The sequence below is a fragment of the Parviterribacter kavangonensis genome, assembly GCF_056863335.1.
In genome coordinates this window covers 2,544,449-2,567,386 of the sequence record NZ_JBXPJA010000001.1, presented here as the reverse complement: position 1 = coordinate 2,567,386, position 22,938 = coordinate 2,544,449, and the positions used below count along the sequence as shown (strand labels likewise).

Genomic DNA, 22,938 nt, shown 5'->3' with positions numbered 1-22,938 from the left:
CGATGCGTGCTCGCACCCTGCTCATGATCCCCGTCGCCGCCGGCGTCCTGGCCGGCGGCGCCGCCACCGCCGATGCCGCGCTCTTCGAGCGCGCGGAGAGCCTCGACGCGGCGAACGCCAAGGGCCTCGCCGTCGGCGACTTCAACGGCGACGGCCGCCCCGACCTCGCGGCCGCCGGCAGCACGAACGCCCTCGTCTGGTTCGGCAAGCCGGGCGGCGGCTTCGCGGAGAAGGCCCCGATCCCCATGGAGGAGGCGCCGCGCGACGTGTCGGTCGGCGACTTCAACCGGGACGGGATCGACGACCTCGTGGTCACGTCGGAGCACTACGTCGTGACCCGTCTCGGCGACGGGGCCGGCATCTTCGAGGGCGGCATCAGCAGCAAGCACACCCGGACGGTGCGCGGACTGACCGTCGCCGACTTCGACGCCGACGGGATCGACGACCTCGCGTTCACCCTGCAGGACACCGGGTCGAGCGTGCTCGCCGTCCGGCGCGGACTCGGTGACGGGAAGTTCAGCGCGGCGGCGGAGCGGCCGGGTGACGCCAGCCAGCTCGTCGCCGGCGACTTCACCGGCGACGGGCAGCAGGACCTCGCGCACGGCACGTACTACGGCAAGGCGCCCGGCCTGCTCGTGGGCAAGCCGTTCGTGGAGTTCGCCGACGGGCCGGCGATCGACCTCGGCGGCACCGCGAACTTCCCGCGCACGTGGGCGGCCGGCGACGTCAACGGGGACGCGAAGCTCGACCTCGCGGTCAAGCTCGGCAAGACGATCGTCGCCGTGCGCCTCGGCAAGGGCGACGGTTCGTTCGCCGGCGGCATCGACGTCCCGATCGGCCCCGAGCTCGGCGGATCGGTCGCGCTGGCCGACGTCGACGGCGACGGCGATCAGGACCTCCTCGCGGCGGATCCGGACGCCGGCCTGCTGCACGTCCGCACCGGCGACGGCACCGGCAAGTCGTTCGCGCAGACGCCGCCGGTCGAGATCGGCTCCGGCGCCGCCGATCCGGTGCTGGCCGACTTCGACGGCGACGGGACGCTCGACGTCGCGGTGGCCGCGGGCAAGATCAACTCGATCGAGATCCGCTACGGCGCCACGCCGTCGCCGCTCGCCGGCAACCTGCTCGTCAACGGCGGGTTCGAGGGGCCGGGTGCGAGCGGCCGAGGCGCCGACCTCCCTGCGATCCCCGGCTGGCAGCGCACGGGCGGCATGACGTTCCGCCGGTACGGCACCGCGTCGCAGGCGTACGTCCCGACCCGCCTGCACGCGGCCCAGTTCGGGACGGGGTCGAACTTCGCCTGGGGCGGCAACAGCGCCGGGACGAACGGCATCACCGACGCGTTCCAGACCGTCGACGTCTCCGGCTCGGCGGCGTCGATCGACGCCGGCAAGGCCACGGTCCGGCTGTCCGCGTGGCTCGGCGGCAGCCTCTTCTACGGCGACCGCATGGGCGTCAAGGCGGAGTTCCTGGACGCCGCCGGCGGCGTGCTCGCCACGCTGCCGATCGACCCCGTGGGCGCGGCGGAGCGCGTCAACCGCTCCACGCTCGTGCCGCGCGCCGCATCGTCCGCCGTCCCGCCCTCGACGCGCCGCATCAAGGTGACCGTGACGTCGATCGACGACGACAAGACGCTCTCGGGCGCCATGGCCGACAACGTGAAGCTGACGCTCGATGCGCCGGCAGTGCCCGGCACGGGCAACGACGGTGGCACGGGCGGCGACGTCGTCGAGCAGCCGTCGGCCGGCGACGGCCCGGACGCCCTCGCGCCCCGGTTCGGCGCCCGGCCGGGCGTGACGCTCGCGCTGCTGGGGCGGCGCGGCGCGAAGGTCCGCATCCGCGTCCGCAACGCCAACGCGTTCCCCGTCGTCGCCCGCCTGCGCGCGCCGCGGGTGAAGGCACGGACGGCGACCGTCGCCGCGCAGGGCGCGAAGACCGTCGTGCTGCAGCTCGCCAAGCGCGATCGCCGCGTGCTGGCGCGGCGCCATCGCCTCGCGCTGGCCGTGGCCGCCACCGTCCGCGACCCCGCCGGGACGACGCGCGTCGTCCGCAAGCGGGTCCTGGTGCGGGCCAAGTGAGCGCCCGGCTGCGCATCGCGCTCGCCGTCGCCGGGACCGCCGCGCTGCTGCCGGCGGCCGGGGCGGCGCAAGCGGCCCCGCTGTCGGAGCGGACGGGCTCGATCTCCGTGTTCGACCCGCGCGGCGTCGCCGCCGGCGACTTCAACGGCGACGGTCGCGCCGACCTCGCGGTGACGAACGGCGCGAACCACGCCGTGGTGATCGCGGTGCGCAACAGCGACGGCACGTACACGAAGTCGCCCGAGTACGACCTGCTGAGCACGCCCCGGCAGATCGCCGTCGCCGACTTCAACGCCGACGGCAACGACGACGTCGTCATCGCGGGGGCGCACCACGTCCAGATCTTGCGCGGCGACGGCAAGGGCAAGCTCGACGCCGACTTCGTGCTGAACCTCAACACCGACGACCTGAAGTCGGTGGCAGTCGCCGACCTCGACGCCAACGGGATCGAGGACGTCGTCTACGGCGTCCACGGGTCGAACGGTGCCTACACGTCGGCCCTCCTGGGCCAGGGCAACATCACGTTCGCCGCAGGACCGATGGTCAGCGGCAAGGTGACCGAGCTCGCCGTCGGCGACGCCAACGGCAACGGCACCGAGGACGTGCTCAAGACCGCCATCGACGGCGACACGCTGCCGCTGCTCGGCGCGGGCGACGGCAAGCTCGCCGCCGGGACGCTCATCGCCACCGCGAACCCGGTCGGCACGCGCGGCCTCGCCGTCGGCGATCTCGACGGCGACGCGAAGCTCGACGTCGCGGTCCGGGGAAGCGGCGTCGTGAGCGTGCGGCTCGGGAAGGGCGACGGCACGTTCGAGCGCGGCGCCGACGTGCCCGCGCCCGGCTCGACGGGCCCGCTTGCCATCGGCGACGTCGATGGCGATGGCGACGAGGACCTCGTGGTCGGCGATGCCGCGACCGTGCACGTGCTGTCGGGAGACCGCACGGGCGCGTTCGCGGCCGCGCAGGACGTCACGGTCGGGGGGACCGTGACCGACCTCGCGCTCGCCGACCTCGACGGCGACGGGGCGCTGGACCTCGCCGCCGCGACCGGCCCCGGTGGCGCCGTGCAGCTCCGCTACGGCGTCACCGGGCCGCTGGCCGGCAACCTGCTCGTCAACGGCGGCTTCGAGGGCGACGGCGCCGGGTCGAAGATCACCGACGCGCCCGCGATCCCCGGCTGGAACCGCGTGGGCGGCATGACGTACCGCCGCTACGGCGGCGCGTCGCACGCGTACCTCCCGGACCGCATCGCCGCGGCGCGCCTCGGCGGCGGGTCGAGCCTGCTGTGGGGCGGCAACAGCGCCGCGACGAACGGCCTCACCGAGGCGTCGCAGACGGTCGACGTCTCGGCGTCCGCGGCGACCATCGACGCGGGACGCGCCACCGCGCGGCTCTCGGCGTGGTTCGGCGGCAGCCTCTTCTACGACGACCGCATGAGCGCCCGCGCCGACTTCCTGCGCGCCGACGGCGGCGTCGCCGGCACGCTGCCGCTGGCGGCGGTGTTCGCGGTCGACCGCGTCAAGCGCTCGGCGCTCGTGAAGCGCGCCGCCGCGGCAGCGGTCCCGGCCGGGACGCGTCGCATCCGGGTGACGCTGCTGTCAACCGACGAGGACAAGTCGTACTCGGGCGCCATGGCCGACGACGCCAAGCTGACGCTGGATGTCGCGCCGCCTCCGGAGCCGCCGGCCGCCGGGACGCCGGACGCGCCGGGCGCCGGCGCGCCAACCGGAGATGCGGACTTGCCGCGCGCGATCGCCGCGTTCGGTGCGCGGACCGGCGTGTCGCTGGCGCTGGCCGGCCGGCGGGGCGCGAAGGTCCGCATCCGCGTGCGCAACGCCAATGCCTTCGCGGTCCGTGCGACCCTGCGGGCGCCCGGTGCGCGCGGCCGCACCGCCACAGTGGAGGCGGGATCGGGGGCCATCGTCCCGCTTCGGCTGAGCGCGAAGAGCGCGCGGCTGCTCGCCCGCCGCCACCGCCTCGTCCTGCGCGTCACGGCCACCGTGCGCGACGGTCAGGGGACGAAGCGCCGCGTCGCGAAATGGTTCGTCCTGCGCAGCGGAGCGCGACGGCGGGCTGCAGAACGCTGACCGCGCAGGGCGGACGCCGTGCGCCATCATGGGACGCATGGCGGCTGACCGACACGTCGACGTCGATCCCTCGGAGACGCGTGAGTGGCTCGAGGCGCTCGAAGCGGTCGTCGAGCACGACGGCCCCGACCGGGCGCGCGAGCTGCTCGAGCGCGTCTACACCGAGGCCCGGCTCGACGGGCTGCACCCCGCGGGCGACCTGAGCACGCCCTACGTCAACACGATCCCCGTCGACCACGAGCCGCCGGTCCCCGGCGATCCGGAGATCGAGCACCGGCTCCGCTCGCTGATCCGCTGGAACGCGATCGCGACCGTGCTGCGCGCCAACAAGGAGTCGTCCGAGCTCGGCGGCCACATCGCGTCGTACCAGTCGGCGGCGACGCTCTACGAAGTCGGGTTCAACCACTTCTGGCACGCGCCCACCGACGGGCACGGCGGCGACCTCGTCTACATGCAGGGCCACTCCTCGCCCGGCTTCTACGCGCGGGCGTTCCTCGAGGGACGCTTCACCGAGGAGCAGATGCTGCGCTTCCGGACCGAGGCGCTCGGGCCGGGGCTCAGCTCGTACCCGCACCCGTGGCTAATGCCCGAGTTCTGGCAGTTCCCCACCGTCTCGATGGGGCTCGGCCCGCTCATGGCGATCTACCAGGCGCGGTTCATGAAGTACCTGGCCGGCCGTGGGATCGCCGACACCGCGCCGCGCAAGGTCTGGACGTTCCTCGGCGACGGCGAGACGGACGAGCCCGAGTCGCTCGGCGCCATCTCGCTCGCCGGCCGCGAGCACCTCGACAACCTGATCTTCGTCGTCAACTGCAACCTGCAGCGCCTCGACGGCCCGGTGCGCGGCAACGGCAAGATCATCCAGGAGCTCGAGACGGTCTTCCGCGGCGCGGGGTGGAACGTCATCAAGGTCATCTGGGGCACGCGCTGGGACCCGCTGCTCGCCGCCGACGTCGACGGCCGGCTCGTGAAGCGCATGGAGGAGTGCGTCGACGGCCAGTACCAGACGTTCAAGTCGCGCGACGGCGCCTACGTGCGCGAGCACTTCTTCGGCGCCGACCCCGAGCTGCTGAAGATGGTCGAGGGCTGGTCCGACGCCGACATATGGAAGCTCAACCGCGGCGGCCACGACCCGCAGAAGGTCCACGCGGCGTACCGCGCGGCGGTCGAGCACAAGGGCCAGCCGACGGTCATCCTCGCCAAGACGATCAAGGGCTACGGGATGGGCGAGGCCGGCGAGGGCCAGAACATCACGCACCAGCAGAAGAAGATGACCGAGAACGCGCTCTTCGCGTTCCGCGATCGCTTCGGGCTCGACCTCACCGACGACGAGGTGCGCGAGGTCGCGTTCCACAAGCCGCCCGACGACGCGCCCGAGATGCAGTACCTGCGCGAGCGCCGCAAGGCGCTCGGCGGGTCGCTGCCGCAGCGGCGCACGACGGCGCCCGAGGTGCCGGTGCCCGACCTCTCCGCGTTCAAGGTCCAGCTCGAGGGAACGGGCGACCGCGAGATCTCGACGACGATGGCGTTCGTCCGGATCCTGTCGACGCTCGTGCGCGACAAGCAGCTCGGCCCGCACATCGTCCCGATCGTGCCCGACGAGTCGCGCACCTTCGGCATGGAGGGCATGTTCCGCCAGCTCGGGATCTTCAGCCAGGTCGGCCAGCTCTACAGCCCCGAGGACGCCGACCAGCTCATGTCCTACCGCGAGGACAAGAAGGGCCAGATCCTCCAGGAGGGCATCAACGAGCCGGGCGCGTTCTCCTCGTGGATCGCGGCGGCGACGTCCTACGCCAACCACGGCGTGGCGATGATGCCGTTCTACATCTACTACTCGATGTTCGGCTTCCAGCGCGTGGGCGACCTCGCGTGGGCGGCCGGCGACTCGCGGGCGCGCGGGTTCCTGCTCGGCGGCACCGCGGGGCGCACGACGCTGAACGGCGAGGGGCTGCAGCACGAGGACGGCCACAGCCACGTGCAGGCCGCGCTCATCCCGAACTGCGTCGCCTACGACCCGGCCTACGCGTACGAGCTGGCGGTGATCGTCCACGACGGCCTGCGGCGGATGCTGCGCGAGCACGAGGACGTCTTCTTCTACGTCACCGTCATGAACGAGAACTACGCGCAGCCCGCGATGCCCGAGGGCGCCGAGGAGGGGATCCTGCGCGGGATGCACGTGGTGCGCGAAGCGGACGGCGCCGCCCAGTTGCAGCTGCTCGGGTCGGGCACGATCCTGCGCGAGGTGCTTGCCGCCGCCGACCTCCTGCACGAGGAGTGGGGCGTCGAGGCGGACGTCTGGTCGGTGACCTCGTTCCCGGAGCTGCGGCGCGACGGCATGGCGGTCGAGCGGCGCAACCGGCTGCACCCGACCGCGACGCAGGAGCAGCCGTACGTCGCGCGGGCGCTCGAGGGCCGGCCGGGCCCGGTCATCGCCGCGACGGACTACATCCGCGAGCTGCCCGACATGATCCGGCCGTACGTGCACCGGCCGTACGTCACGCTCGGCACCGACGGCTTCGGGCGCAGCGACTACCGGCGCGCGCTGCGGCGCTTCTTCGAGGTCGATCGCCATCACGTGGCGGTCGCCGCGCTGCACGCGCTCGGCCGCGCGGAGGACGCCGACAAGGCGATCGCGCGCTACGACATCGACCCCGACCGGGAGGCCCCGTGGCGGATCTGACCGACGTCGTCGTCCCCGACATCGGCGACTTCACCGACGTGCCCGTCGTCGAGGTCCACGTGGAGCCCGGCGCGACCGTCGAGCTCGAGGACCCGCTCATCACGCTCGAGACCGACAAGGCGTCGATGGACGTCCCGTCGACCGTGGCGGGCACCGTCCAGGAGGTCGCGCTGAAGGTCGGCGACGTCGCCTCGCAGGGAACGGTCGTCGCGCGGATCGCGGCCACCTCGGATCCCGCGGCCGGCGCGCCCATCACGGCGCCCGGCGACACCGACGCGGGCAGCGCCGCACGGCCCGAGGCGGCGGCCGAGCGGTCGGTGTCGGCGGCCGTGCGCGCGGAGGGCTCCGCGGTCGCCAGCGCCGACGACGTCCCGCCGGTGCCGACGCCCGAGACGGAGCCGTCGTCCGCGCCGTACGCGAGCCCGTCGGTCCGGAAGCTCGCGCGCGAGCTGGGCGTCGACCTCGCCTCCGTCGAAGGCACCGGCCGGAAAGGCAGGATCGTCGCCGAAGATCTCCAGGCCGGCGCCGGCGCCGGAGACGGCGGAGCGGGCGCGGCCCTCGCCGCATCCGCCTCTCCGGCCCGCGCGTCCTCTCCGCCCCGCGAGGGGGAGGAGCGCGTGCCGCTCACGCGCATCCAGCAGCGCTCGGCCGCCAACCTCGCGGCGGCTTGGACGCAGATCCCGCTCGTCACTCACAACGACGAGGCGGACATCACCGACCTCGAGGCGTTCCGCAAGCGGCTGAACGCCGAGCAGTCCGACGTGAAGGTGACGATGGTCGCGCTGCTGCTGAAGGCGTGTTCGTCGACGCTCGACGCGTTCCCGCGCTTCGCGTCCTCGCTGGACGGCGACGAGCTGATCGTCAAGCCGCAGCGCCACCTCGGCTTCGCGGCCGACACGCCGAACGGCCTCGTCGTGCCGGTCATCCAGGACGTCGACCGCAAGGGCCTGCTGGAGCTGGCGGCCGAGCTGACCGAGCTGTCGGGCAAGGCGCGCGCGGGCAAGCTGACGCCGCGCGAGCTGAGCGGCGCCGTGTTCACCATCTCCTCGCTCGGCGGGATCGGCGGCACGAGCTTCACGCCGCTCGTCAACCCGCCGCAGGTCGCGATCCTCGGCGTCGTCCGCTCGGCGATGAAGCCGGTGTGGGACGGGTCGCAGTTCGCGCCGCGGCTCATGCTGCCGCTGTCGCTGTCCTACGACCACCGGGTGATCGACGGCGCCGCCGCCGCCCGGTTCGTCGTGCACCTCAAGAGCACGCTGGAGGACCTGCGGCGGGTGCTGCTGTGAGCACGCTCGAGGTCCGCGTCCCGGACATCGGCGACTTCACCGACGTCCCGATCGTCGAGCTGCTCGTCGCGCAGGGCGACGCGGTCGAGGCCGACGCGCCGCTCGTCGTCCTCGAGTCCGACAAGGCGTCGATGGAGATCCCCGCGCCGGAGGCCGGGACGGTCGCCGAGTTGCGCGTCGCGGTCGGCGACAAGGTGTCCGAGGGCAGCGTCATCGCGGTCCTCGAGACGGCCGCCGCGCCGGACGTCGCCTACGGCGGCGGCGACGTCGCGGAGCACGGCGCGCCCGACGCGGCGGTGGAGGCGCCACCGCGCCCCGCGGGCGGCGGCGAGGCGCCCGAGCGCGGCGACGTCCACGCGCAGGTGCTCGTGCTCGGCTCCGGGCCGGGCGGCTACGCGGCGGCGTTCCGCGCCGCCGATCTCGGGTTCGAGGTCGTGATGGTCGAGCGCTACGCATCGCTCGGCGGCGTCTGCCTCAACGTCGGCTGCATCCCGTCCAAGGCGCTGCTGCACGCCGCGAAGGTCGTCGTCGAGGCCGAGGGCTTCGCGTCGCACGGGCTGACGTTCGGCACGCCGCAGGTCGACCTCGACGCGCTGCGGACGTGGAAGGACGGCGTCGTCGGCAAGCTCACCGGCGGGCTCGCGACGATGGCCAAGCAGCGCAAGGTGCAGGTCGTGCGCGGCGAGGCGCGGTTCACCGGGCCGCACGTGCTCGCCGTCCGCGGCGAGGACGGCGCGACGACGACCGTGTCGTTCGACAACGCGATCATCGCCGCCGGCTCGCGCGCGGTGCAGCTGCCGGGGATCCCGGCCGACGACCCGCGCGTCATGGACTCGACCGGCGCGCTGGAGCTCGCCGACGTGCCCGAGCGGCTGCTCGTCATCGGCGGCGGGATCATCGGCCTGGAGATGGCGACGGTCTACGACGCGCTCGGGTCGAAGGTGACGGTCGTCGAGTTGCTCGACCAGCTCATCCCCGGCTGCGACCCCGACCTGGTCCGCCCGCTGCAGCGCCGGATCGCCGGGCGCTACGAGGCGATCCACCTCGGCACGCGCGTCGAGGGCGTCGAGGCGAAGGACGACGGCCTGCACGTGACGTTCTCCGGCGACGTCGCCGACACGGTGTTCGACCGCGTGCTGGTCGCGGTCGGGCGGATCCCGAACGGCGCCGGCCTCGCGCTCGAGGCCGCCGGCGTCCACGTCGACGAGCGCGGGTTCGTCCCCGTCGACGACCGCATGCGCACGAACGTGCCGCACGTCTTCGCGATCGGCGACATCGCACGGCCGCCGATGCTCGCCCACAAGGCGACGCACGAGGGCCACGTCGCGGCCGAGGTCATCGCCGGCCACGACGTGGTCTACGACGTGCGCGCGATGCCGTCCGTCGCGTACACCGAGCCGGAGGTCGCGTGGGTCGGCCTCACCGAGACCGAGGCCAAGCGCGACGGCATCGCCTACGAGAAGGCCGTGTTCCCGTGGTCGGCGTCGGGGCGCGCGCTCGCGCTCGACGGCGCGGCGGGGTCGACGAAGCTGCTCTTCGATCCCGAGACGCGACGCGTCCTCGGCGCGGGGATGGTCGGGACGAACGCAGGGGAGCTCGCGGCCGAGGCCGGCCTGGCGATCGAGATGGCCGCCGACGTCGAGGACATCGGCCTGACGGTGCACGCGCACCCGACGCTGTCGGAGACCGTCATGCTGGCCGCGGAGCTGGCGGCCGGCACGATCACCGACCTGCCGAACCCGCAGCGGTCGCGCCGCAGTTGACGGCGGTGCCGGGCGGCAGGAGGATCGGGCGGCGATGCCCGGCCGCACGATCGAGTTCCGGCTGCTCGGTCCGCTCGACGCGCGTGGCGAGGGCGGGTCGCTGCCGCTGGGCCCGGCGAAGCAGCGGGCGCTGCTCGCGCTGCTGCTGCTGAACCGCAACCGGGCGCTGTCACGCGAGCGGATCATCGACGACCTCTGGGGCGAGGCGGTCCCCGCCACGGCGGCGAAGATGGTGCAGATCCAGGTCTCCGGCCTGCGCAAGGTGCTGCCCGGCGAGATGCTCGTGACGAAGGGGTCGGGGTACGCGCTCGACGTCGAAGCCGGATCGCTCGACCTGGACCGGTTCGAGCAGCTTGCCGCGGAGGGCAGAGCCGCACTCGGCCGCGGCGACGCCGAGCGGGGCGGGCAGCTGCTCGGGGAGGCGCTGGCGCTGTGGCGCGGCACCGCCCTCGAGGAGTTCGAGGAGCCCTTCGCGCGCAGCGAGCGGCCGCGTCTGGAGGAGATGCGGCTCGCCGCCCTCGAGGATCGGATCGAGGCCGACCTGCGCGCGGGGTCACATGCCGGGCTCGTCGCGGAGCTCGACGCGCTCGCGGAGCGCCATCCGCTGCGCGAGCGCGTGCGCGCGCAGCAGATGCTCGCGCTCTACCGGTCCGGCCGGCAGGCCGACGCACTGGCCGCGTACCGCCGCGGCCGGCGGGTCCTCGACGCCGAGCTGGGGCTGCAGCCGTCGGCCGAGCTGCGCGAGCTCGAGCGCAGGATCCTCGTGCAGGACCCGGAGCTGGCCGCGCCGCCCGCTGCCCGGGACAGCGGGCGTCCGGCCACGCAGTACGTGATCAACGACGGCGCCAGCATCGGCTATCAGGTCTTCGGCGACGGACCCGTCGAGCTCGCCCTCGTCACGGGCTGGGTCCTGCCCATCGAGCTGCTGTGGGACGAGCCGCGGAGCGCCCGGTTCCTCGAGCGGCTCGGGTCGTTCGCGCGCGTCGTGATCTGGGACAAGCGGGGAACGGGCGTCTCCGACCGGCTTCCGCCGGGCGCGGCGCCGACGCTCGACGAACGCATGGGCGACCTCCTGGCCGTCATCGACGCAGCGGGGTTCGACCGGCCGGCGCTGTTCGGCATCTCCGAGGGCACGGCGCTCTCGGTGCTGCTCGCGGCGACCCATCCGGATCGTGTCCGGGCGCTCGTCGTCTACGGGGGCTGGGCCGTCGCCGTCCGCGCAGATGACCATCCGTGGGGCGCGACCCCCGAGGCGTTCGCGGAGTTCGTCGAGCGTGTGCGCGACGGGTGGGGGCGGCCGGAGGCGCTGGTGCCGCTCTGGGCCCCGAGCCACCGGGACGACGACCTGTTCCTGGCGTGGTGGGGCCGGGCGCTGCGCCTCGGCGCGAGCCCGACGACCGCGGCGCGGTGGCTGCACCTCGCCAGCGACACGGACGTCCGCGACGCCCTGCCCGCGCTGAGCGTGCCCGCGCTCGTCCTGCACCGCGCGGAGGACAAGGTCATCCCCGTGCAGTGCGGCCGGTACCTCGGCGAGCGGATCCCCGGCGCGGACTACGTGGAGCTGCCGGGCGAGGACCATCTGTGGTGGGCGGGCGAGCAGGAGGACGTCCTCGGCCCCGTCGAGCGCTTCCTGACCGGCGATCCGCGCCCGCCGGTCACGCGGCGGCTGCTCACGACCGTGCTGTGCGCGCACGTGGGAGCGTCACCCGCGGTCCGTGCCGAGCTCGAGCGCTTCGAGGGGCGGCCGGTGCGCCGCGCCGGCGACGCCGTGTTGGCGTCCTTCGACGGCCCGACCCGCGCCATCCGATGCGCGACGGCGATCCGCGACGCCCTCGGCGAGAGGATGCGCGCCGGGCTGCACACCGGCGAGGTCGACCTCGACGGCGAGGCGATGAGCGGCCTCGCCGTCGACCTCGCGGAGCGGATCGGCGCGGTGGCGGCGCCCGGAGAGGTCCTCGTCTCGCGGACCGTCAGCGACCTGGTCGCCGGCTCCGGGATCGCGTTCGGCGACCGGGGCGAGCAGCGGCTCGGCGACGTGCGCCTCCCGCTGCTCGCCGTCGTCGGCTAGGCGAGCTTGCGGCCGACCGCGATCAGGTACTCGGCGTACATGAGCAGCGTGCCGTCCGTCGCCTCGTTGCGGCGCTCGGCCATCGCGACGATCTCCGCGCGGCACTCGTCCCACGTGCCCTCGGCGGTGAGCCGCTCGCGCGCCTTCACGGCGGGGCCGTACTGCGTCGCCATGTAGTCGGCGAAGACCTCGGCGCTCGCGAAGCGCCACGGGTTGCGCCCGCGCGCGAACGACCACATGATCGGCTCGTCGGCGAAGATGTCGCGGATGTGGTCCTCGTCGCCCCACTGCGGCGGCGGCGAGGCGAACGCGGGCGGCTTGGGCATGCGGCCGCCGACGATGCGCAGCAGCTCGCCGATCTGGCCCTCGGGCGTCCAGTTGACGAGGCCGATGCGGCCGGCAGGGCGGGTGACGCGCGAGAGCTCGGCGGCGACGACGCGATGGCGCGGCGCGAACTGCACGCCGAAGACCGAGTGCACGACGTCGAAGCTCGCGTCGGGGAACGGCAGGTCCTCGGCGTCGCCCTCGATCCAGTCGACGGTGACGCCCTGCTCGGCGGCGCGCTTGCGCCCGGTGACGAAGAGCTCCGGGGTGAGGTCGAGGCCGATCACGCGCGCGCCGGCGGCGGCGGCCTTGAGCGCGACGTTGCCCGTGCCGGTCGCCACGTCCAGGACGTCCTCGCCGGGCGCGACGGGCACGCGCTTGAGGAGGTCGTGCGGCGGGGCGTCGTCGATGTGGGTGGCGACGTCGGCGTAGTCGCCGCAGGACCAGACGGAGCGGTGCGCGCGCTTGAGCTCGGCGACCGGATCGGTGGTGATGCTCTGGGATGCCATGCCGGGAGCCTCGACCGCCGCGGCCGTCCGCACATCGGACGGGCTCCCCATCCGTTCCCTATGGGGAGCCGACCGACTCCCGGACGGCGTACGCCGCGGCCTCGGCGCGGTTGCGCACGCCGAGCTTCATGAGGATCCGGCTGACGTGGTGGCCGGCGGTCTTCTCGCTGATGACGAGCGACTGCGCGATCTTGGCGTTGGTGAGGCCGAGCGCGAGCAGGTCGAGCACCTCGCGCTCGCGCGCCGTCAGCTCGCCGCCGCCGCGCGGGCCGCCCGGCGTGCCGGCGCCGAGCTCGCGCAGCACGGCCGCCGCGGCGTCGAGCGAACGGCCGGCGCCCACCTGGCGGAACGCTGCCTGCGCGCTGCGGGCCTCCTCGGCGGCGAGGTCGGGGGAGCTGCCCGCGAGCGCGCGCGCCAGCTCCAGCCGCGCCTCGGCGGTGTCGAGCGGCATGCCGAGCGCGCTGAACGCGGCAAGCGCGCGCCGCGCCGCCTCGGACGCCTCGGCGTCGCGGCCACTCGCCCTCGCCACCCGGGCGGCGGCGACGTCGGCGCGCGCGCGGATGAGGTCGATGCCCGACTGCTCGGCCAGCTCGTCGAGCTCGCGCGCGGCGGCGCGGGCTCCCTCCAGCTCTCCGCACGCCAGCCGCGCGTCGACGAGCGGCAGCAGGAGGTGGGCGGAGCGCAGGGCGTCATCGCCGGCGACGAGCAGCCCGCGCTCGAGCAGCGCGGCGGCGATCTGCGGGCGGCCTTCGGCGACGCGCAGCAGCGCGAGCGCGCGCAGTGCCAGCGGGTGCTCCTCGCGCTCGGCGAGCAGCTGCGCGGCCTCGGCGAGGCGGCCCTGCCGGACGCGCAGCTCGGCGAGCGAGGCGACGGGGCCGGCGGCCATCTGCGGGATCCAGGTGGCGTGCGTCGCGAGCGCCTGCTGGAGCGCGCGCTCGGCCTCCTCCCAGCGGCCGAACGCGACGAGCACGTCGGCGTGGACCGTTCGGCAGACGCCGACGAGCGGCATCGCCTCCCGCTCGTCGGCGAACGCCTCGATCAGCTCGCACCACTCCTGCGCGCGCTGCCACTCGCCCGCGTTCGTGCACGCCATGACGAGGTTGCAGTAGGCCTCGCCGAGCGTGTGGAAGTTGCGGACGCGCCCCGCGGACGCCGCGGCCATCGCCTCCTCGAGCAGCGTCATGCCCTGCATGCGGTGGCCCGCCCGGATCTGCGAGCGGCCGAGCAGGCTGAGCGCGAAGACCTCGAGGTCGGCGTCCCCCGTCTCGCCCGCGATCGCGAGCGCCAGCTCGGCCTGCGCGATGCAGACGGCGACGGAGTCGGCGTGGCGTGCCCGCTCGACCGCGACCCAGCCGAGGCCGGCGCAGCGCTCCGACCCGGCGATCGCGCGCTCGGCCCGCGCGAGCCAGCCGCGGGAGAGCGCCGTGCGGCCGGCGAGGAAGTGCTGGTTGGAGATCCAGACGGAGATGCGCGCCGCCTCGTTGCAGCGCCCGGCCTTCCCGTAGGCCTCGGCAGCGATCGCGCGCTCGGCGATCCCCCCGTCGATGTCGCCGAGGAACCACGCCGCAAGGCCGAGCCCGTCGTGCGCCTCGGGGTCGTCGGACGCCTCGAGCACGGCGGCGAACGCTTCCTTCGCCGTGTCCCAGCGGGCGTCGGCGAGCGCCGCCCGTCCTTCTTCCAGCAGGTCGTCCGGGCGGCTCACGCGGCGACTCTACCGGCGCTGGGAAGCGTCCGGGGACGCCTCCCAGAAGTCGTCGAGCTTCGTCGCGTCGCCGTGGTCGATCTTGCGCGAGATCGCCCACAGCTCGACGGGCTCGTCGCCCTCGTTGCGATGCGAGCGCGGCGTCCTCGGCGCGACGCGCACCGCGCTGCCGGCGGGCACCCGTTCGATCTCGTCGCCGAAGCGCATCGTCAGCGTCCCGCGCGTGACGAGGTAGAGCTCCTCCACCTCGTCGTGGAAGTGGCCGGTGCCCTGCTCGAAGTCGCAGTGGGGCGGGACGCGGATGAGCGTCGCGGCGAGCTGCTCGCTGCCCAGCGCCTTCGTGAGCGAGCGGAACTCGCCGGGGACGTCCGAGCCCGCGTAGGCGTCGCGGGCGTCGTCGGCGTGGACGATCGCGTAGCCGTCGCTCATGGGCGGGATCGTCGCACCGCCGTCTGGTCTTACGCGCCAAGCCTCACCTTCCGGCAGACTCCGCCCCATGACGGCTGTGTGGCGCGTGCGAGTGGCAGTGCTGATGCTCGCCGCCGGCTACGGCGTCCACCAGACGCAGGCGCTGCTCTCCCACAGGGCGCACACGCACGCCGAGTCGCACGGGTACCTCACGCTCGCCGGACCGCTCGTCGTCGTGCTGCTCCTCCTCGCCGTCGCGGAGTTCTCCTCGCGCCTGCGGACGACCCGCGCGCCGTCGGCGCTGCCGCGGACACGCACGCTGTGGGCCGCCGCGACCGGCGGGCTGCTCGCGCTCTTCGGCGTGCAGGAGGGCCTCGAGGCGCTCGCCGCGCACGGCCACATCCAGCACGTGCATGAGGTCGTCGCGCTCGACGGCTGGCCGGTCCTCCTCCTCGCCATGGCGGCCGGTGCCGCCGTCGCGCTCCTCGTTCGCGGTGCCGCGTCGCTGATCCGCTGGGTCCAGCGGCGCGGCGGCGCCCGCCCACGCGCAGCCGCGGTGCTGCGCGCCCCCGCCGCGCCGGCGCTCGCGCCGCGCGGCTCCGTGCTCGCCCGGCTGCACGCCGGGCGCGCGCCGCCCGCCCTCGTCTGATCCCCAGATCAGACGACGCTCACCTCGCCGGTGGAGAGGGGGCCACCGCGTGCGCATCCGGAGATGCGGCCTTGGCCACTCCGCGACGGCATCACGCCATGGCGGATCGGCGATCGGTGAGCGGCGGCGGGTGCGGGCGCCTGACGGCTCCCGCGCAAGCGCAGGGCGACGGGGCCTCCACCCCGTCGCCCGCCCCCGCCGCTCCTTTCCCTCTCGCGCCGGTCGGACGAATCTGGTACAACCAGTTGCGATGACTGGTCCAACCAGTGCCTCGACGGTCTCGGAACGCATCCACTCGCGGCTTCGGACCGACATCCTCGGCGGCAGGTACGCCGTGGGGGAGGCGCTGCCTTCGGAGCGCCGGCTCACCGAGGAGCTCGACGCGAGCCGGCACGCCGTGCGCGAGGCGTTGAAACGGCTGCAGCAGGCCGGCCTCGTCGCGATCAGCCAGGGCGGTGCGACGCGGGTGCGCGACTGGCGGCGCCACGGCGGCCTCGAGCTGCTGCTCGATCTCGCGACCGACGGTGACGCGCCCGAGGCGCTGCACGCGCCGCGCGCGGCGATGGAGCTGCGCGCGTGCGTCGGCGCCGATGCCGCGCGGCTGTGCGCGATCCGCGCCGGCGACGCGCACCTCGCGCAGCTTCCGGCGCGCGCCGCGCAGCTCGCGGCCGTCGACGACCCCGCCGCCCGCAACGCGCACTACGAGGTGCTCTGGGACCTCATCGTCGAGGGCGCCGACAACATCGCGTACCGCCTCGCGCTCACCACGCTCGTCGCCCGCCAGCGGGTCGCGGACATCGGCCCCGCCGCGGTGCGGGACGAGATCGGCGACGTCGCCGCCATCGACGCGCTCGTCGGCGCGATCACGGCGCGCGACGCCGACACCGCGCACACGCGGGCCAGAGACCTGCTCGACCGCTCGATCCCGACCACCTGAGACCCATGGCCGAAGTCCTCTACTACGCGATCCCGTTCTTCGTGCTCCTGCTCATCGCCGAGTACGCGTCGTACCGCCACCTCGACGACCACGACGACGACGGGCACGACCTCGTCGGCTACGACATGCGCGACACGTCGACGTCGCTGGCGATGGGGCTCGGGAACGTCGCGATCAACGTGGGGTGGAAGCTCGTCGTCGTCGCCACGTACGCGGCGCTGTACGAGCTGACGCCGCTCAGGCTCGATCCCCACAACCCGCTCACCTGGGTCGCGCTGTTCTTCGCGGACGACCTCGCCTACTACTGGTTCCACCGCGTCAGCCACGAGAGCCGCGTCTTCTGGGCGAGCCACGTGGTGCACCACTCGTCGCAGCACTACAACCTCTCGACCGCGCTGCGCCAGACCTGGGTGCCGATGACGTACTTCCCGTTCTGGCTTCCGCTGCCGCTGCTCGGGTTCCCGGTCTGGATGGTCCTGCTCGCCCAGGCGTGGTCGCTCATCTACCAGTTCTGGATCCACACGGAGCGCATCCAGCGGCTGCCCACGTGGTTCGAGCGGATCTTCAACACGCCCTCGCACCACCGCGTCCACCACGGCTCCAACCACCAGTACCTCGACAAGAACTACGGCGGGATCCTGATCGTCTGGGACCGCCTCTTCGGCACGTGGGAGCCGGAGGGCGAGCGCGTCCGCTACGGCCTGACGAAGCAGCTCGAGACGTTCCACCCCGTGCGGGTCGCGTTCCACGAGTACATCGCGCTCGCGCACGACGTCCGGCGGGCGCAGGGCGCGAAGACGAAGCTCGAGGTGCTGCTGCGCGGCCCGGGCTGGGCCCCGCCGTCACCGGCGACTGACGAGATGCACGCACCGGTTGCGGGTGCTTCGCTGAGCGGGCAGGAGGCCGGGTAGCGAGCGCACCATGGTCCTGCGCCGCGCCGCTGCGCCGCTGCTGCTCCTCCTGGTGGCGGCGGTGCTAGCGGCCGTGGCGCCGGCCGGAGCCGCGCAGCGCGCGATCGTCTCGCTCGGCGACAGCTCGGCGCCTGCGTGACCGACTTCGCCGCGCTCGGCGCAACGAGCGCGTCGTGCGTCCGCGGCGCCGACGGCGCGCTGCACGCCGTCACCTGATCTGGGAGCCTCCGGCCGACGCATGCCGGAGGGGCCGACCGCACGCTCGTTCGACGACGATCGCGCCCTCCTGCTCGACGTCTTCGAGGACGTCGTCCGGCGGGCCGCGGGAGCCGAGGCGCTCGAGCGGACCGAGCGCACGATCCAGCTTGCCCGCTTCGCCCGCTCCGGCGACGAGGACGCCGCCGACGAGCTCGCCCAGCAGCTCGCGGAGCTGAGCCTCGACGACGCCGACGTCCTCGTCCGCTCGCTCACGCGCTGGTTCCAGCTCATCAACCTCGCCGAGGACAACGAGCGCATCCGCCGGCTGCGGGCCCGCGAGGCGCGCGAGGGAACGCCGCGGCGCGGATCGCTGCTCGACGCGCTCTGCCGGCTGCGCGACGACGGCTTCGACGCCGAGCGCGTCGCGCAGCTCATCGGCCGCGCGGAGGTGCGGCTCGTGCTGACGGCGCACCCGACGGAGGCGCGGCGGCGCACGACGATCGAGAAGCTCGCGCGCGTCTTCGGCGTGCTGCGGGAGCTGGACGAGCGGCCCGGCATGGCGGTCGCCGCGGCGCAGCGCCGCCTCGCGCCGACGGTGCAGGAGCTGTGGGCCTCCGACGAGCTGCGCGCGACGTCGCTGACCGTCCTCGACGAGGTGCGGTCGAACCTCGTCTGGTTCGTCACCACGCTCGCCGCCGAGGTGCCGGAGCTGTACCGCGACCTCGAGCTTGCGCTGCAGGAGACGTTCCCCGACGCCGGCATCGAGGTCCCCGCGCTGCTCACGTTCGGGTCGTGGATCGGCGGCGACCGCGACGGCAACCCGAACGTGACGCCGGACGTCACCGCCGAGACGCTCGACCTCATGCGCGAGCAGTGCCTGCGCTTCCTCGAGGCGCGCGCCGAGCTGCTCGCCGGCCGCCTCTCGCTGTCGGAGCGCCTCGCGCCGGTTCCCGAGGGGCTGGAGCGGCTGCTCGAGGAGGGCGAGCGGCGCTTCCCGCAGCTCGCCGCGCTGCTCGCGGACCTCAACCCGGAGGAGCCCTACCGCCGCGCGATGACGTTCGTGCGCGAGCGTGTGCGCGCGACCCTCCGCGGGGACGACGGCGGCTACCGCCACCCCGACGACCTGCTGCAGGACCTGCGCGACGTGGAGCGCGCGCTGCGCGCGGGCGGGGGCGAGCTGACCGCCGCGGGCGACCTGCGCGACGTGATCCGCCAGGTCGAGGTCTTCGGCTTCCACTTCGCCCGCCTCGACGTGCGCGAGCACGCCGCCCGCCACCGCGCCGCGCTCGGCGACGTGCTCGGCCGGCTGAAGGTCCGGGAGGGCTACGCGGACCTCGCCGACGGCGAGCGCTGCGACGTCCTCTGCCGCCTCATCGCCGACCCGCGCCCGGTCGTCCCCGAGGACCTCGGCGGCTTCGGCGAGGACACGCGGACGGTCATCGGGACGTTCCGCGCGATCCGCGAGCTGCTCGACGGCGCGCACCCCGGCGCGATCGAGGCGTACGTCATCTCCGGCACCGAGGGCCCCGCCGACCTGCTCGAGGTGCTGCTCCTCATGAAGGAGGCCGGCCTCGCGAAGCCGGGAGGCGAGGACGCGGTGCTGCGCATCGTGCCGCTCTTCGAGGCCGCGCAGACGCTGCGCGACGCGGGCACGACGATGGACACGCTGCTCGGCAGGGACGAGTACCGCGCCGCGCTGCGCGCCGTCGGCGATGAGCAGGAGGTGATGGTCGGCTACTCGGACTCGAACAAGGACGCCGGCTACGTCGCGTCGGGCTGGGCGACGTACCGCGCGCAGGAGCGCATCGCCGAGGCCCTCTCGAAGCACGGCGCCTCGTGGATCTACTTCCACGGCCGCGGCGGCTCGCTCGGCCGCGGCGGCGGCCCGACGAACACCGCGATCCGTGCGCTGCCCGCGGGCACCGTCGGCGGGCGGCTGAAGATGACCGAGCAGGGCGAGGTGCTCGCGGCGAAGTACGCGGTCCGCGAGGTCGCGCACCGTGAGCTCGAGCTGACGACGAGCGCCGCGCTCGTCGCCACCGCGCAGGCGCCGCCGCCGCCCGGCGTCGAGAAGGCCGAGCGCCATCAGCGCGTGATGGAGCGCATGGCCGAGCGGTCCGAGCGCGCCTACCGCGACCTCGTGCACGGCGACCCGGACTTCGTCGCGTTCTTCACCGCCGTCACGCCGATCGACGAGATCTCGCGGCTGCAGCTCGGGTCGCGCCCGGCCAGGCGCCGCACCGAGGGCGGCATCGAGTCGCTGCGCGCCATCCCGTGGGTGTTCTCGTGGACGCAGTCGCGGATCGTGCTGCCGGCCTGGTACGGCCTCGGGACCGCGCTCGCCGAGGCGCGCGAGGACGCGGGGCTCGAGGTGCTGCGCGAGATGGAGCGGACGTGGCCGTTCTTCGGCGGCCTGCTCGCGAACGCGGAGATGGCGCTCGCCAAGGCGGACCTGCCGATCGCGCGCCGCTACGTCGACCTGTGGGACGACGAGGAGCCGCGCGAGCGCATCTGGAAGGCGATCTGCGAGGAGCACACGCGCACGCGCGACGAGCTGCTGCTGGTGCTCGACGAGGAGCGCCTGCTCGACCGCAGCCCGGTGCTGCAGGCGTCGATCAACCGGCGCAACCCGTTCGTCGATCCGCTGTCGCTGCTGCAGATCGAGGTGCTCCGGCGCGTCCGCGCGGGCGGCGACGACGACGAGCGCCTGCGCCGCATCAGCCTCATGACGGTCAACGGGATCGCCGGCGGCCTGCGCAACACGGGGTAGGGGAGCGCGGCTCCCCCACGGTGGGGAGGAACGTCCTCTGTAGACCGCCGACGCGCCGACCTAGCGTGCCCGGATGGCTCCAGCCCGACCACGGCTCTCGTCTCTCGACACGACCTTCCTGGAACTCGAGCAGGCCGATCACGGCGCGCTGATGCACCTCGGTGCGGCGCTCGTGTTCGGCCCCGTCGCTGCCACCGATGCCCCGCCGGCCATCGACGAGGTCCGCGACCTCGTCGCTCGCCGGCTTCCGGCCCTGCCGCTCTACCGCGCCCGCCTCTTGCAGCCCGAGGCGGGCGGCCTCGAGCGCCCCGCGTTCGTCGAGGACGAGCCGCTCGACCTCGCCGCGCACGTCCGCCACGCGACGCTGCCCGCGCCGGCGGGCGACCGCGAGCTGCGCGCGTGGCTCGCCGACTTCTGGTCGCACAAGCTCGACCGCGCACGGCCGCTGTGGGAGATGGCGCTCGTCGACGGCTTGCCGGACGGCCGGTGGATCCTCGCCACGAAGACCCACCATGCGCTCGTCGACGGCGTCGGCGCGGTCGACATCGGGCACGTGCTGCTCGACTGGGAGCGCGAGCCACGCGGGCACGCGGTCGAGCACCGCTCCCTCGTCGCCGAGCCGCCCCGCCCGCTGCCGATCCCCGGCGCGCGCACCGCCTGGCGCGCGACGCGCGCCGGCCTGCGGCTCGTGCGCGAGCCGCTCCGGCTCGTCTCCCTGGCGAACGACGGCCTCGCGATGGCGAAGGTGCTGTGGCGCGACGAGGTGAACGCCGCGCCGGAGACCTCGCTGAACGTGCCGATCGGATCGACGCGTCGCTTCGCCGCGGTCACGCTGCCGCTCGAGCAGGTGCAGGCGGTCAAGCGGTCGCTCGGCGGCACCGTGAACGACGTCGTGCTCGCCGTCACCGCGGGCGCCCTGCGCCGGCTGCTGACGCGGCGCGGTGACGACGTCGACGGGACGCTGCGGGCGATGATCCCCGTGAACGTCCGCAACGACGAGGCGGACGCCGGGCGCGGGAACCACATCTCGTCGCTGTTCGTCGAGCTGCCCGTCGACGAGCCGGAGCCCTCCCGCCGCTACGTCCGCACACGCGACGCCGCGCAGGCGCTGAAGGACTCCACGGCGGTCACCGGCGGGTCGGCGATCGTGCGCGCCGCGGGCCTCCTGCCGCCGCTCCTGCACCAGTCGGTCGCTCGGCTGCTCTTCGGCTCGCGCCTGTTCAACCTCACCGTCACGAACGTGCCGGGCCCGCAGCGCCCGCTGTACGCGCTCGGCGCCGAGCTGGAGGAGATCCTCCCGCTCGTCCCGCTGCCCGCCGACCACGCGCTCGGGATCGCCGTGACGAGCTACAACGGCAACCTGACGTTCGGGTTGAACGCCGACCACGCCGCGGTGCCGGACCTCGAGGTCGCCGAACGGGGGATCCGCGAGAGCTTCGACGAGCTGCAGCACGTCGCCGGGCCGTGGCGCAAGCCGCACCACAACGGCCACCCGGTCCCGTCCTACTGACCGTCGCCGCCGGCCGTCATCGCGCTCCAGATCGTCACGTAGACCGGAGGGCGGAACCGCCCGGCGGGGACGCCGCCGGGGCGGGCGACGATCGCCTGCGTCGCCTCGGGCGTGATGAGGAACCGGTGCAGCGCGTCGGCGACGGGCGAGCGCCGGTCGGCCGGCAGCGTCGCGCCGTGCCACAGCTCGTCGCGCGGCGTCCCGACGACGTCGAGGCGCGCGAGCGTCCCGCGCCGCAGCGCGTCGACGACCGTGTGCGCGACGGCGAGCATCAGCCCCTGGCCCGCCTCGGCTGCCGCCTGCGCGGCGCGCTCGGTCGCGAACGAGCCGGGCTCCGGCGCGGGCAGCCCGCGCTCGGCGAAGAAGCGCGCGAGCGCGACGTGCGGCTCCGAGCCCGCCGGACCGATCAGCCAGCGCTCGCTGCGCAGGTCCGCGAGCCGGAGCCCGCGCGCGCCCGACAGCGGATGCGACGGCGCGGCGACGACCACGAGCTTGAAGCGCAGGAACGGGAACACCTCGAGCTCGCCCGGCGCGACGCGCGGCGGCGCGGGGCCGAGCGCGACGTCGGCCCGGCGGTCGGCGAGCAGCGCGGGGACGTCCTCGGAGCGCACGACCTCTTGCGCGACCTCGAGCTGCGGGCGCCGGCGCGTGAACGCGTCGAGCAGCGGCGCGGAGACGTGCTCTGCGACGGTCGGCGACACCGCGAGGTGCAGCAGCTCCTGCGCGCGGCTGGCCTCGCGCACCTGCCGGCGCAGCCGGTCCTCCATCGTGATGATCTCGGCCGCCGCCGACGCCAGGCGCTCCCCGCCCGGCGTCAGCCGCACGCCGCGCGGCGCGCGCACGAACAGGTCGTCGCCCAGGTCGCGCCGCAGCGCGGCGACCGCGGAGGACACCGCGGGCTCGGAGACCCCGAGGGCCTCCGCCGCCGCGCTGACCGACCCGTGGCGCGCCACCGCGGCGAACGTGCGCAGCTGGGCGAACGTCACCTCGAACCGACCATAACCGAACGCTTATGGGCCTCTGCAAGGCCGATCGGGCGGGCGTACGGTCGGCTCCAC

16 protein-coding genes are annotated in these 22,938 nt (G+C 74.4%); 12 read left to right on the top strand and 4 right to left on the bottom strand.

Annotation, left to right across the window (positions count from 1 at the left end; translation table 11 throughout):
* Window positions 1–2: 2 nt before the first annotated feature.
* The 6 genes from AC1UE4_RS13090 to AC1UE4_RS13065 are packed head-to-tail and all read left to right on the top strand — an operon-like array spanning window position 3 to window position 11,962.
* Complete coding sequence (locus AC1UE4_RS13090) at window positions 3–2,078, top strand: FG-GAP repeat domain-containing protein (RefSeq protein WP_482917671.1); 2,076 nt, start codon at window positions 3–5, stop codon at window positions 2,076–2,078.
* On the top strand, window positions 2,075–4,165 hold the full coding sequence (locus AC1UE4_RS13085) for an FG-GAP repeat domain-containing protein (RefSeq protein ID WP_482917670.1): 2,091 nt from the start codon (window positions 2,075–2,077) through the stop codon (window positions 4,163–4,165). Before AC1UE4_RS13090 ends, AC1UE4_RS13085 begins: the two co-directional genes overlap by 4 nt.
* 37 nt (window positions 4,166–4,202) lie before the next feature.
* On the top strand, window positions 4,203–6,845 hold the full coding sequence (gene aceE / locus AC1UE4_RS13080) for a pyruvate dehydrogenase (acetyl-transferring), homodimeric type (RefSeq protein ID WP_482917669.1): 2,643 nt from the start codon (window positions 4,203–4,205) through the stop codon (window positions 6,843–6,845).
* Window positions 6,833–8,131, top strand: coding sequence for a 2-oxo acid dehydrogenase subunit E2 (locus tag AC1UE4_RS13075; RefSeq protein ID WP_482917668.1), 1,299 nt, complete (start codon window positions 6,833–6,835; stop codon window positions 8,129–8,131). Before aceE ends, AC1UE4_RS13075 begins: the two co-directional genes overlap by 13 nt.
* Window positions 8,128–9,894: a dihydrolipoyl dehydrogenase gene (gene lpdA / locus AC1UE4_RS13070; RefSeq protein WP_482917667.1), complete on the top strand. Its 1,767-nt coding sequence runs from the start codon at window positions 8,128–8,130 to the stop codon at window positions 9,892–9,894. Before AC1UE4_RS13075 ends, lpdA begins: the two co-directional genes overlap by 4 nt.
* A gap of 34 nt (window positions 9,895–9,928) precedes the next feature.
* On the top strand, window positions 9,929–11,962 hold the full coding sequence (locus tag AC1UE4_RS13065; protein ID WP_482917666.1) for an alpha/beta fold hydrolase: 2,034 nt from the start codon (window positions 9,929–9,931) through the stop codon (window positions 11,960–11,962).
* Here AC1UE4_RS13065 and AC1UE4_RS13060 read toward each other — a convergent pair.
* From AC1UE4_RS13060 to AC1UE4_RS13050, 3 genes are read right to left on the bottom strand one after another with little or no spacing between them, the layout of a single operon-like run.
* Window positions 11,959–12,795: a class I SAM-dependent methyltransferase gene (locus AC1UE4_RS13060; protein WP_482917665.1), complete on the bottom strand. Its 837-nt coding sequence runs from the start codon at window positions 12,793–12,795 to the stop codon at window positions 11,959–11,961. The genes AC1UE4_RS13065 and AC1UE4_RS13060 overlap by 4 nt on opposite strands.
* A gap of 58 nt (window positions 12,796–12,853) precedes the next feature.
* Window positions 12,854–14,497 (bottom strand): helix-turn-helix domain-containing protein, encoded by a 1,644-nt coding sequence (locus AC1UE4_RS13055; RefSeq protein WP_482917664.1) that lies wholly within the window; start codon window positions 14,495–14,497, stop codon window positions 12,854–12,856.
* 9 nt (window positions 14,498–14,506) lie between these two features.
* Window positions 14,507–14,926: a cupin domain-containing protein gene (locus AC1UE4_RS13050; protein WP_482917663.1), complete on the bottom strand. Its 420-nt coding sequence runs from the start codon at window positions 14,924–14,926 to the stop codon at window positions 14,507–14,509.
* 67 nt (window positions 14,927–14,993) lie between these two features.
* Here AC1UE4_RS13050 and AC1UE4_RS13045 point away from each other — a divergent pair, with 67 nt between their 5' ends.
* The 6 genes from AC1UE4_RS13045 to AC1UE4_RS13020 all read left to right on the top strand — a co-directional run bounded on the left by AC1UE4_RS13045 (window position 14,994) and on the right by AC1UE4_RS13020 (window position 21,880).
* Window positions 14,994–15,554 carry a hypothetical protein gene (locus AC1UE4_RS13045; RefSeq protein ID WP_482917662.1) on the top strand — a complete coding sequence of 187 codons (561 nt, stop codon included), beginning with the start codon at window positions 14,994–14,996 and terminating at the stop codon, window positions 15,552–15,554.
* A 250-nt stretch (window positions 15,555–15,804) separates the two neighbouring features.
* Complete coding sequence (locus AC1UE4_RS13040; protein WP_482917661.1) at window positions 15,805–16,491, top strand: FadR/GntR family transcriptional regulator; 687 nt, start codon at window positions 15,805–15,807, stop codon at window positions 16,489–16,491.
* Window positions 16,492–16,496: 5 nt separating this feature from the next.
* Entirely contained in the window at window positions 16,497–17,402 is a 906-nt protein-coding gene (locus tag AC1UE4_RS13035; RefSeq protein ID WP_482917660.1) for a sterol desaturase family protein, read from the top strand.
* 10 nt (window positions 17,403–17,412) lie between these two features.
* Window positions 17,413–17,541: a hypothetical protein gene (locus AC1UE4_RS13030; protein ID WP_482917659.1), complete on the top strand. Its 129-nt coding sequence runs from the start codon at window positions 17,413–17,415 to the stop codon at window positions 17,539–17,541.
* A 99-nt stretch (window positions 17,542–17,640) separates the two neighbouring features.
* Entirely contained in the window at window positions 17,641–20,370 is a 2,730-nt protein-coding gene (gene ppc / locus AC1UE4_RS13025) for a phosphoenolpyruvate carboxylase (RefSeq protein ID WP_482917658.1), read from the top strand.
* A gap of 73 nt (window positions 20,371–20,443) precedes the next feature.
* The gene (locus AC1UE4_RS13020; protein WP_482917657.1) at window positions 20,444–21,880 is read left to right on the top strand and encodes a WS/DGAT/MGAT family O-acyltransferase; all 1,437 of its coding nucleotides are present in this window, start codon (window positions 20,444–20,446) and stop codon (window positions 21,878–21,880) included.
* Here the strand turns inward: AC1UE4_RS13020 and AC1UE4_RS13015 are convergent.
* The gene (locus AC1UE4_RS13015) at window positions 21,874–22,866 is read right to left on the bottom strand and encodes a LysR family transcriptional regulator (RefSeq protein WP_482917656.1); all 993 of its coding nucleotides are present in this window, start codon (window positions 22,864–22,866) and stop codon (window positions 21,874–21,876) included. The genes AC1UE4_RS13020 and AC1UE4_RS13015 overlap by 7 nt on opposite strands.
* Window positions 22,867–22,938 lie beyond the last annotated feature (72 nt).